Origin of the sequence: Sphingobacterium psychroaquaticum (assembly GCF_004421025.1) — a bacterium.
GTDB classification, from domain to species: Bacteria; Bacteroidota; Bacteroidia; order Sphingobacteriales; family Sphingobacteriaceae; genus Sphingobacterium; species Sphingobacterium psychroaquaticum.
Map to the genome: position 1 here is coordinate 4058972 of NZ_CP038029.1, position 13055 is coordinate 4072026.

2 protein-coding genes are annotated in these 13055 nt (G+C 45.9%); both read right to left on the reverse strand.

Annotated features, from left to right (window positions below; translation table 11 throughout):
* Nucleotides 1-23: 23 nt before the first annotated feature.
* Nucleotides 24-10241, reverse strand: coding sequence for a DUF7507 domain-containing protein (locus E2P86_RS16760; protein ID WP_134433815.1), 10218 nt, complete (start codon nucleotides 10239-10241; stop codon nucleotides 24-26).
* A 147-nt stretch (nucleotides 10242-10388) separates the two neighbouring features.
* Nucleotides 10389-12938, reverse strand: coding sequence for a DUF11 domain-containing protein (locus E2P86_RS16765; RefSeq protein WP_085473697.1), 2550 nt, complete (start codon nucleotides 12936-12938; stop codon nucleotides 10389-10391).
* Nucleotides 12939-13055 lie beyond the last annotated feature (117 nt).

A 13055-nucleotide genomic window follows, 5' to 3' on the forward strand; every position in this document is an offset into this window, starting at 1 on the left:
CGTACTTCATGAGGTTTCCTATGTTATCGGGTTTTAATTAACACCCAACCTTTAATTACTTCAGATTTACCGTTTTTGTATGGTGTGATGATGTAGTAGTATGTACCTTCATTCAAACCTCTACCTGTCCATGTGTTATCATAGTTCTCGCTACGGTAAACTTCATTACCCCAACGATTCACAATTACAACACATACACGATCAAATCCTTCTAGACCAACAATCTCAAACGTATCGTTTGTACCGTCGCCATTCGGTGTGAACACATTTGGAATAAATAGCGCTGACGCTTCTATCGTAATGGTTGCTACCGCTGTACTACAATTGTTCGGATTCAATACCTCACAGATTGTGTACGCATAGGTATACGTTCCTGGTCTTGTGCTTGGTGCGATACTAATCGTACCGTCAGGATTCATTTTCAATCCTGGGTTGCTCGCAACACCTGGCGTCAACGTCACTTTACTCAAGTCAATCGGTGCATCGTTAAACTTATCATTTACTAATACCGACTCGGTCACAATTACATCACGGCTCCACTCTACTTTGTACGTGTCGTCCGCTGCGTTTATAGGTGCTGGTGCAACAACAATAGTTGCTACAGCATCATCACAGTTGTTCGGATTCAACACTTCACAGATACGGTACTTAACTTGGTGTGTACCGGCTACTGTGCCTGGCGCTACCGTGATCGTTCCATCGGCATTCAATGTTAAGCCGGCAGGTGCATTATCAACCCAAGTTAATTTGACTTCATTAGGTTTCACCACCTTGTTATTCAACTTATCATTCTCGAATACAGGTTTCGTAGTACCACCATTTGCTCCATTAATCGGTGCGAATCTATCATCTTCTGCTACGATAGGCGCAGGTACTACAGTGATTGTAGCGACCGCGCTTGAACAGTTGTTCGGATTCACTTTCTCACAGATCGTATATGGATAAATATACGTTCCTGCAGGTGTCTCTGGACTAACTGTAATCGTTCCATCAGGATTCATCACAATACCTTTCGCCGGTTGACCATTAGGGCCTGTTGCCGTTCCTGGCGTCAATGTGACATCTTTCGGGTTAACTACTTTACCGTTCAGTAAATCATTCTCCAGCACAGATGGAATCGTGCCGCCATCTTTACCATTGATCGGCGCAGACTTATCATCTTTTGCTTCAATCAAAGGAGCCTCAACAACGATCTTCACGTTAGCCGTAGAACAGTTGTTTGGATTCAAGACCTCACAGATCGTGTACGTATGAACATACTCGCCTGCTGGCGTCTCTGGACTGATGGTAATTGTACCGTCTGGATTCATGGTGATACCTTTTGCAGGGTAACCATCCTTATCAACAACCTTACCTGGAGTTAAAGTAACATCCTTCGGATCTATATCCTTACCGTTCAATTTATCATTGTCAAATACAGATGGTGTTTTACCGCCATCTTTACCATTGAACAAACCTGGGTTGTCATCCGTAGCCAAGATTGGCGCTGGGTCTACTACAACTTTTACTTTAGCTGTAGAACTGTTACCTGGGTTCAACTTATCTTCGATCGTGTACTCAATCTCGTACGTACCTGCCGGTGTCATCGGTGGAACACTTACGATACCTGTAGTCGGATCTAACACTGGTACATTGTTGTTAACAGCACCTGTGTTTGGTGTAGCTGGCTTGATATTGTTGATCTCAACATCTTTCAAGTCGGCTGGTTTACCGTTGTAGCTATCTTCGCCCGCTCCAGTCAATACGTTACCTACATTCGTAGAACCGTCTTTACCGTTGATCGGACCGAAGTTATCATCCACTGCTTTGATCGCTGGTGCAGTAACGGTGATCGTTACCGTAGCCGTCGAACAGTTGCTTGGGTTCAACACCTCACAGATCGTGTACTCATACGTGTACTCCCCTGCTGGTGTCTCTGGATCTACCGTGATAACACCTGTAGTAGGATCCATCGTGATACCCGTAACCGGTTTATCATCTTTATCAACAACCTTACCTGGTGTCAAAGTAATCTCCGATGGGTCAACTGGTTTACCGTTCAACTCATCATTATCTAGTACAGAAGGTGTTGTACCACCATCTTTACCGTTAATGCTTGGAGGTGTATCATCATCTGCCTTGATCGGTGCCGGTTCTACCACTACCGTTACTGTAGCTGTAGCATCGTTGCCCGGGTTCAATTTATCTTCGATCGTGTACTCGATTTCGTACGTTCCTGCCGGGGTCATCGGTGGAACACTTACGATACCTGTAGTCGGATCTAACACCGGTACGTTGTTATTAACAGCACCTGTGTTTGGTGTAGCTGGCTTGATCTTGTTGATCTCAACATCTTTCAAGTCTGCTGGTTTACCGTTGTAGCTATCTTCGCCTGCTCCAGTCAATACGTTACCTACATTTGTAGATCCGTCTTTACCGTTGATAGGACCGAAATTATCATCCACTGCTTTGATCGCTGGTGCAGTAACGTTAATCGTTACCGTAGCTGTCGAACAGTTGCTTGGGTTCAAGACCTCACAGATCGTGTACTCATATGTGTACTCCCCTGCTGGTGTCTCAGGATCTACCGTGATAACACCCGTAGTAGGATCCATCGTAATACCCGTAACCGGTTTGTCATCTTTATCAACAACCTTACCTGGTGTCAATGTGATTTCCGATGGATCAACTTTTGCATTATCTAACTCATCGTTTTCTAATACAGATGGAGTTGTACCACCGTCCTTACCATTGATGCTTGGAGGTGTATCATCCGTCGCTTTGATTGGTGTCCATGGCAATGGTGTAATTGTACATGTCGCACATCCAGGATCTGTTGGACCGTTCGGATCAATAGGGTTTCCACTTTCCGAATCATCCTCTACATCTTTATTTGTAGGTGTTTTACCAATACCATGCGCAATGTTCGCAACGTAACCTCTATCTAGGTCAGCCTGCGTTACCGTGTGTTTCGCCAGTAATGTGGTATCTGCTCCTACAGCTAAACGCCATACTGTGCCTACATTCGTTACATCAGCGTTGTTGTCTGTAACCACAATATTATGTAGGGTTACATTACCTGTATTTGTCACTACAATAGTGTAGTCTATGATGTCTCCTAGTTTATACGATGCGCTCGTTGAAGATGTTTTAACAATCTTCATTTCACCATTTTGTGGCAATGGAGTAATCGTACAGTTCGGACAACCTGGGTCAACACCTGGGTGGTTCGGATCACGAGGATCGATCGGGTTAGGGTCTGTCGATGTCTCCGTAACAGGGCTGCCGTCAGGGTCTGTGCCCGTAGCTGTAGCCAAGTTGTAAACTCCGCCCTTATCGATATCCGCTTGTGTCAAGGTGTATTCCGCAGTGAACGTACTACCGTCAACTGCACCTGGGGCCAACGTAGCGATCGGACCGCCGACAACAGTAGCGTTGTCATCCGTGATCGTAACATTGGTCAAGGTAACGTTACCCGTGTTCGTTACTTTGAACGTGTAGGTAATCTTATCTCCAGCGTTTACTTTGCTGTCTCCGTTCGCATCAACGTATGTACCGTCTTTCTCCAAGCTCATCGATGGATCTTTTGGTAATACCGTGATCGTACAGGTAGGACAACCTGGGTCAACGCCCGGGTGGTTTGGATCGTTAGGGTCAACAGGTGTCGGATCCGTAGAGGTCTCCGTAACAGGGCTGCCGTCTGGGTCTGTGCCCGTAGCTGTAGCCAAGTTGTAAACGCCGCCCTTATCGATATCCGCTTGCGTCAAGGTGTATTCCGCAGTGAACGTACTGCCGTCAACTGCACCTGGGGCCAACGTAGCGATCGGACCGCCGACAACAGTAGCGTTGTCATCCGTGATCGTAACATTGGTCAAGGTAACGTTACCCGTGTTCGTTACTTTGAACGTGTAGATAATCTTATCGCCAGCGTTTACTTTGCTGTCTCCGTTCGCATCAACGTATGTACCGTCTTTCTCCAAGCTCATAGATGGATCTTTTGGCAATACCGTGATCGTACAGGTAGGACAACCTGGGTCAACACCCGGGTGGTTAGGATCGTTAGGGTCAACAGGTGTCGGATCCGTAGAGGTCTCTGTAACAGGGCTGCCGTCTGGGTCTGTGCCCGTAGCTGTAGCCAAGTTGTAAACTCCGCCCTTATCGATATCCGCTTGTGTCAAGGTGTATTCTGCAGTGAACGTACTGCCGTCAACTGCACCTGGCGCCAACGTAGCGATAGGACCGCCGACAACAGTAGCGTTGTCATCCGTGATCGTAACATTGGTCAAGGTAACGTTACCCGTGTTCGTTACTTTGAACGTGTAGGTAATCTTATCTCCAGCGTTTACTTTGCTGTCTCCGTTCGCATCAACGTATGTACCATCTTTCTCCAAGCTCATCGATGGATCTTTTGGCAATACCGTGATCGTACAGGTAGGACAACCTGGGTCAACGCCTGGGTGGTTAGGATCGTTAGGGTCAACAGGTGTCGGATCCGTAGAGGTCTCCGTAACAGGACTGCCGTCTGGGTCTGTGCCCGTAGCTGTAGCCAAGTTGTAAACTCCGCCCTTATCGATATCCGCTTGCGTCAAGGTGTATTCCGCAGTGAACGTACTGCCGTCTACTGCGCCTGGGGCCAACGTAGCGATAGGACCGCCGACAACAGTAGCGTTGTCATCCGTGATCGTAACATTGGTCAAGGTAACGTTACCCGTGTTCGTTACTTTGAACGTGTAGGTAATCTTATCTCCAACGTTTACTTTGCTGTCTCCGTTCGCATCAACGTATGTACCATCTTTCTCCAAGCTCATCGATGGATCTTTTGGCAATACCGTGATCGTACAGGTAGGACAACCTGGGTCAACGCCTGGGTGCTTCGGATCGTTAGGATCCAATGGATTAGGATCTGTCGATGTCTCCGTAACAGGGCTGCCGTCTGGGTCTGTGCCCGTAGCTGTAGCCAAGTTGTAAACGCCGCCCTTATCGATATCCGCTTGTGTCAAGGTGTATTCTGCAGTGAACGTACTGCCGTCAACTGCACCTGGGGCCAACGTAGCGATAGGACCGCCGACAACAGTAGCGTTGTCATCCGTGATCGTAACATTGGTCAAGGTAACGTTACCCGTGTTCGTTACTTTGAACGTGTAGGTAATCTTATCTCCAACGTTTACTTTGCTGTCTCCGTTCGCATCAACGTATGTACCATCTTTCTCCAAGCTCATCGATGGATCTTTTGGCAATACCGTGATCGTACAGGTAGGACAACCTGGGTCAACGCCTGGGTGCTTCGGATCGTTAGGATCCAATGGATTAGGATCTGTCGATGTCTCCGTAACAGGGCTGCCGTCTGGGTCTGTGCCCGTAGCTGTAGCCAAGTTGTAAACTCCGCCCTTATCGATATCCGCTTGTGTCAAGGTGTATTCTGCAGTGAACGTACTGCCGTCAACTGCACCTGGGGCCAACGTAGCGATAGGACCGCCGACAACAGTAGCGTTGTCATCCGTGATCGTAACATTGGTCAAGGTAACGTTACCCGTGTTCGTTACTTTGAACGTGTAGGTAATCTTATCTCCAACGTTTACTTTGCTGTCTCCGTTCGCATCAACGTATGTACCATCTTTCTCCAAGCTCATCGATGGATCTTTTGGCAATACCGTGATCGTACAGGTAGGACAACCTGGGTCAACGCCCGGGTGGTTAGGATCGTTAGGGTCAACAGGTGTCGGATCCGTAGAGGTCTCCGTAACAGGACTGCCGTCTGGGTCTGTGCCCGTAGCTGTAGCCAAGTTGTAAACTCCGCCCTTATCGATATCCGCTTGTGTCAAGGTGTATTCTGCAGTGAACGTACTGCCGTCAACTGCACCTGGGGCCAACGTAGCGATAGGACCGCCGACAACGGTAGCGTTGTCATCCGTGATCGTAACATTGGTCAAGGTAACGTTACCCGTGTTCGTTACTTTGAACGTGTAGGTAATCTTATCTCCAGCGTTTACTTTGCTGTCTCCGTTCGCATCAACGTATGTACCATCTTTCTCCAAGCTCATCGATGGATCTTTTGGCAATACCGTGATCGTACAGGTAGGACAACCTGGGTCAACGCCTGGGTGGTTAGGATCGTTAGGGTCAACAGGTGTCGGATCCGTAGAGGTCTCCGTAACAGGACTGCCGTCTGGGTCTGTGCCCGTAGCTGTAGCCAAGTTGTAAACTCCGCCCTTATCGATATCCGCTTGTGTCAAGGTGTATTCCGCAGTGAACGTACTGCCGTCTACTGCGCCTGGCGCCAACGTAGCGATAGGACCGCCGACAACAGTAGCGTTGTCATCCGTGATCGTAACATTGGTCAAGGTAACGTTACCCGTGTTCGTTACTTTGAACGTGTAGGTAATCTTATCTCCAACGTTTACTTTGCTGTCTCCGTTCGCATCAACGTATGTACCATCTTTCTCCAAGCTCATCGATGGATCTTTTGGCAATACCGTGATCGTACAGGTAGGACAACCTGGGTCAACGCCTGGGTGCTTCGGATCGTTAGGATCCAATGGATTAGGATCTGTCGATGTCTCCGTAACAGGGCTGCCGTCTGGGTCTGTGCCCGTAGCTGTAGCCAAGTTGTAAACGCCGCCCTTATCGATATCCGCTTGTGTCAAGGTGTATTCTGCAGTGAACGTACTGCCGTCAACTGCACCTGGGGCCAACGTAGCGATAGGACCGCCGACAACAGTAGCGTTGTCATCCGTGATCGTAACATTGGTCAAGGTAACGTTACCCGTGTTCGTTACTTTGAACGTGTAGGTAATCTTATCTCCAACGTTTACTTTGCTGTCTCCGTTCGCATCAACGTATGTACCATCTTTCTCCAAGCTCATCGATGGATCTTTTGGCAATACCGTGATCGTACAGGTAGGACAACCTGGGTCAACGCCTGGGTGCTTCGGATCGTTAGGATCCAATGGATTAGGATCTGTCGATGTCTCCGTAACAGGGCTGCCGTCTGGGTCTGTGCCCGTAGCTGTAGCCAAGTTGTAAACGCCGCCCTTATCGATATCCGCTTGTGTCAAGGTGTATTCTGCAGTGAACGTACTGCCGTCAACTGCACCTGGGGCCAACGTAGCGATAGGACCGCCGACAACAGTAGCGTTGTCATCCGTGATCGTAACATTGGTCAAGGTAACGTTACCCGTGTTCGTTACTTTGAACGTGTAGGTAATCTTATCTCCAACGTTTACTTTGCTGTCTCCGTTCGCATCAACGTATGTACCATCTTTCTCCAAGCTCATCGATGGATCTTTTGGCAATACCGTGATCGTACAGGTAGGACAACCTGGGTCAACGCCTGGGTGGTTCGGATCGTTAGGGTCAACAGGTGTCGGATCCGTAGAGGTCTCCGTAACAGGACTGCCGTCTGGGTCTGTGCCCGTAGCTGTAGCCAAGTTGTAAACTCCGCCCTTATCGATATCCGCTTGTGTCAAGGTGTATTCTGCAGTGAACGTACTGCCGTCAACTGCACCTGGGGCCAACGTAGCGATAGGACCGCCGACAACGGTAGCGTTGTCATCCGTGATCGTAACATTGGTCAAGGTAACGTTACCCGTGTTCGTTACTTTGAACGTGTAGGTAATCTTATCTCCAGCGTTTACTTTGCTGTCTCCGTTCGCATCAACGTATGTACCATCTTTCTCCAAGCTCATCGATGGATCTTTTGGCAATACCGTGATCGTACAGGTAGGACAACCTGGGTCAACGCCTGGGTGGTTAGGATCGTTAGGGTCAACAGGTGTCGGATCCGTAGAGGTCTCCGTAACAGGACTGCCGTCTGGGTCTGTGCCCGTAGCTGTAGCCAAGTTGTAAACTCCGCCCTTATCGATATCCGCTTGTGTCAAGGTGTATTCCGCAGTGAACGTACTGCCGTCAACTGCACCTGGGGCCAACGTAGCGATAGGACCGCCGACAACAGTAGCGTTGTCATCCGTGATCGTAACATTGGTCAAGGTAACGTTACCCGTGTTCGTTACTTTGAACGTGTAGGTAATCTTATCTCCAACGTTTACTTTGCTGTCTCCGTTCGCATCAACGTATGTACCATCTTTCTCCAAGCTCATCGATGGATCTTTTGGCAATACCGTGATCGTACAGGTAGGACAACCTGGGTCAACGCCTGGGTGGTTCGGATCGTTAGGGTCCAATGGATTAGGATCTGTCGATGTCTCCGTAACTGGATCTCCTTTTGGATCTGTACCAGTAACAGTCGCAAGGTTATACACACCACGATTATTAATATCCGTTTGTGTAATTGTATATGTCGCTTTAAATGTCGTATTATCTACAGCTCCCGGGAGTAATTCTGCCAAAGGTCCACCTGTAACAGTAACCCTAGGGTCAGTAACCGTAACATTAGTTAATTTTACTTTACCTGTATTTCTAACCGTAAATACATACGTAATCTTATCACCAACGTTAACTTTACCATTTCCATCGGTATCAACGTATGTACCGTGTTTCTCCAGTTTTATTTCTGGTGGACACATCGGTAAAATAGTTACATCAACTTTCGCATCAGAAACATCCGTATTATAACAATCATTTGCAATATCACGGAAGAAAGCCCAATATGTACCACTTACAGTTACATTCTTTGGATCGCCAACCTTTGTTCCCGGAGCGCGGTCTGGCGAACTATACCACACCACCTCAACACCATTAGGGATTGTCGAAGTAATTAACGTTGTCAGGTCAACACTTGTTGCTCCCGTTGGAGAACACTCTTCACCTCCTGTAGTTAGTATTACTTTCGCTTTATTTGAAGAGACATTTCCTTCTACAATCTCGTATGAAATTGGTGTAGGGTTTCCTGTGAAACCACTCGCCGGAGCAAAAGTAAGAATACCCGTACTCGCGATGTAAGTCCATTTACCTTCACCAACAACAACAATTTCATTTCCGTTAACAGCTGTTCCGAACGTATTATATAATTTAACAGTAACATTTGCCGCTGATGGTACGCTTCCATTAGCTAGCTTATCATTACCTAATATGCTTACATTAACAGGCTGACCTGCAGTCATCGCCTTAATATCATCCGCAACAATTGGAAGTCCCGGATAGGTCACCGTCACTGTTGCGTGATTTGAAATAGCACCACTGCTATTCTCTTTAATCGTATATGTTATCGGCGAAGGATTCCCATTAAAACCATTAGCAGGGGTAAATGTAACCGAATTAGTATTCCATGTCCAAACGCCTTCACCTGCTACAGTTATCTCGTTCGCCCATTGATTCTTTATACCATTTGCTGGAACATCAACTGTAATCGTCACATTACTTGATGTCGCCGCACTATTATCGCCCAATTTATCATTGTTCAAAACCGATAAAGTAACCGCTTGAATACGTCCATTAGTAACAGTACCGACACCATTATCATTGGAAGCAACTGGTTCGCTCGCCCGACAAGCAATAGTTTCATACGTTGGAGGCACAGTACCTACGCCCAATTCAGTGAGAATAATTTCATCTACAGCAAAGTCGTTCCCTGCAGGTTCTAACTTATTATTCTCTAAAGAGACCTCAAACTCCGTAGCGGAACACCCGTCAGGAAGCAAGAAAAATTGATTTTCCACCAACTCCCACGTCCCTTTGGCAGTACCATTTGGTTTATCTGCAGCGATAGAAGCTAGCGGTGTATTTTTACCTTTCGCATAGATTACTGTCTTTACATTTACAGGTCCATTTTGAACATGTATCCTATATGAAACTTTGTAATACCTTCCAGATTTTAGGCTCACCCCTCTTTTATAAAAAGAGTTCGCCGTCGTTCCTGCATTTACAATCATCGCGGCTCCATTCGTACCACCTGTAGCGTCGTTCATATCCAGCAGTTTACCCCAAATCTGACCCCATGAAGGACCATTGTAATCTGGTGCTACACTGGAATTAATCGCACGAGGTGCAACGACGGCATAGAAATTATTCTCGATCGCTTTTGCTTCGGAGTAACTCTGATTGCCCACATTGGGAGCATCCGGATGTGCAAAATTAAAACTGTTTGCACCGGTCACAGTATACGGTGATTTATACCGTACGGTACCTGTACCAAACGTTTCATGAAACAGCACTCCCTGCCCCAGTGTAGCAGGAGAACCCGTTCCTTGCCCCTGCACGGCTAAGCCGAGCAGCATGCTACCCAGGAAAGCCAGTGATGTTAGCCACTGTCGGAATCTCGGTTTGACGGTGGTCTTTTGTATATCGCGTATTGTAAACATATTCATTTGCACGAAACTAATTTCATATTACGGTCTAATGATTTCAGCCATTTTAGGTTGAAATCATCTGGATTTAAATAAAATCAAACACTTCATTTAAATCCAGTTTATTTATATATCGTAGATAAAAGGAATTACTAATCCTTTTTATCTTTAATTTTTAAGTGTTCCGCTACTCAGTCCAACCTGCGCTGAACCCGCTTTACAGATTACCACCGAAGCTGACGCTGTATTATCGAGTGGTGTTAACTCCTCTTGCGACGATGTTGCTACTGCCGTATTCGTCTTTGTGCCCTCCGTTGTAGCGGTCGCCGTCATTGTTAGCGTTGCGGATGCATCTTTGGCCAAACTTCCTACACTCCATACCCCGCTCGCAAAAGTTCCAATTGATGGACTTGCAAGTTTAAAAGTCAAACCTGCAGGCAATGCATCCGTTACCGAAACATTTGTTGCACCATCGGGACCAATATTCTTTACCGTTATCGTAAAAATTACATCTTCGTTTATTGCAACCTGTGCATTATTCGCTGTTTTTGTTACCACAAGATCAACAGTAGGGATATATGTGAGTCCAATCGGTTTAATATTATTACATACCCCTCCATTATCGGCTTCATCACATTCGTAATGCGGATCAGTCGGCGGTGTATTGACATCCGGATTTGTCGCATCGTAATCTGTTACATCATTCGGGCGTAAGATTGTTGCTTCAGCAGAACCAGTCGGATTTGCACTCATCGCAGCCGTAATCGTACCCGTCATCGTATAGGTGATTACGCAACCAGCCCCCATATTTAGCGTTGATTTGTACTTATTTTCCGAAGTATTAAATGCTAGAGCTGTCGCTTGTGAACCACAAGAAGAAGTCGCCGTAAAAGTGATTCCATTAGCTTTTGGCACAAAGCCAACAGGTACAGTAAATCCAAATGGCGCGCCTTGCACTGCTGAAACATTCTGGGCAGGATCGTTCGGGTGAAATGAGTTTTTCACCACCACCGTATAGGTTAGTTCCTCACCGGCTTTAACGCTATTTTTACTCTGGGATACTGTTACTGAAAGGTCTGTGATTTTTACATCTATATTTGTCTGAATTTTCTCCTCATCACCTGTAATGAAAGTCCATGTATCAATAGATCGTCTATTTCCAAAGGCGTAACTCAAGGAATTGCCACCTAAACTTTTACCCCAAGTATGCCCTCCATTAGAAGACGTCCCCTGAGGTATAATAAATTGACTTCCGTCTAGTGGATTTGGCTTGCTACCATAACTGTTAGATCTCTCAGCGTTTCCTGTAATAGTTGTTACCGGAGAATCATTCCAATATACAATGTCAGACTCAACGGTCGTTCTGTCACTCTTCAAAAGTTGAATGATAGTACCATTCGGGTTAACCTCCATATCAAAAAACGGAAAATGAACCTCGGCTCCCTGCAAAACGACCTTTATTTCCGCCGGAAAATTTCCTTTAGGCAAAGACATTCCTGCTCCGTCCTTTCCATCCCAAAACTTGGTATTCGCACCTGCAATTGCCGTCCCCGTGAGCTTTCTGGATGGAAATGAATTATTCGTGCTCTTAATCTCAATGGTATATGTCCCAGATAAATTTGTGGTAAAATGAATATCGCCCCCCTTATTACTAACCTGCCCCACCGTACCATCTACACCTTGAATACTAACATTAGACACTGTCGGTGGAATCCGATTATTTAACAACCAAGTATTTCCACCAGGAAAAGCACCAGAAGCAGATGTTGGCAAGTCTGTATTTGGAAGTGTATAGAATATTTTTTGTGTAAAATCTGAATTTGTATCTGCACTATTCGGATTATGAACCTTCCCTGTCAAAAAAGCAACCGTTGATTCATCTAAACTTTTATACACGGGTATATTATTCTCATAAAACCCCTTATTATTTACAAAAAAAGTAAAAGCGATTCCATTACTACCGTTATTATTCACATTATACAAGTATCCATCGTTGGTTAAAATCTTAACCTTTCCGTGATACCCCAAATCTGAACTGGCATTACTTGTTATAAACAGATTATGCGCCATTGCAAATGCACGACCAGGAATCCATTGAGTCTTGGCAGCATTGGCAACAGAGACGTCCCAAGCGGCAATCAACGATGTATTACTATTTTGGGACCACAAATCATCATGCGATCTATTAGCTGTAGGCCCGCCCGTTCCAGTACTTGTCTCACCACCTGTAGAAACAAATTCAACTTTATAAATACCTGTTACCGTAACTGTATGATATACTGCCGTATACCCACTCCCTGTGGTTACTCCGGGTAATCGAGGACCAGCAACTTCTTCCGCTCGCGAAGCAATCTTTCCCACATTTGACCCCGTGCCAGAAGTTGGCGTTTGATGATCAACAATTAAGGCATTACTTGTATTATAAAGGCGTAATCGAGCGCTATTACTAATTCCCTGGGCACTAGAAGCAATAGCAATAGTTTCCCCTGCCTTTGCATATACATAGTGCGTACCTAAGTTTGCAAAAGGATAATTTTCGTTTGCGGTCGTACTTACACGCAGCCAAGCTCTAGCGCCTAAGTTTGATGAACCTGTCGGATACAAATCTTTTGAACCATCAGCATACGCCGACTGGCTTCCAAAAAATGAAAGTATGAAAATTGTTAGTACATGTAAAAACAACTTGTTTCGTTGTCTTAATGGTTTACAGTTATCCATAATTAAAAGTTAATAGATAATATAGTTGAGAGACACCCCTCTTTTTTTCAGGTGGCAAATATAAAAACGCAAGCCCCAAAATATGTCTCAATTTTATTTCTCAGTTGTTCATTTAAA

Coding starts and splice junctions, on each gene's coding strand:
- E2P86_RS16760 (WP_134433815.1), bottom strand. CDS start 10,241: ATGAATATGTTTACAATACGCGATATACAAAAGACCACCGTCAAACCG.
- E2P86_RS16765 (WP_085473697.1), bottom strand. CDS start 12,938: ATGGATAACTGTAAACCATTAAGACAACGAAACAAGTTGTTTTTACAT.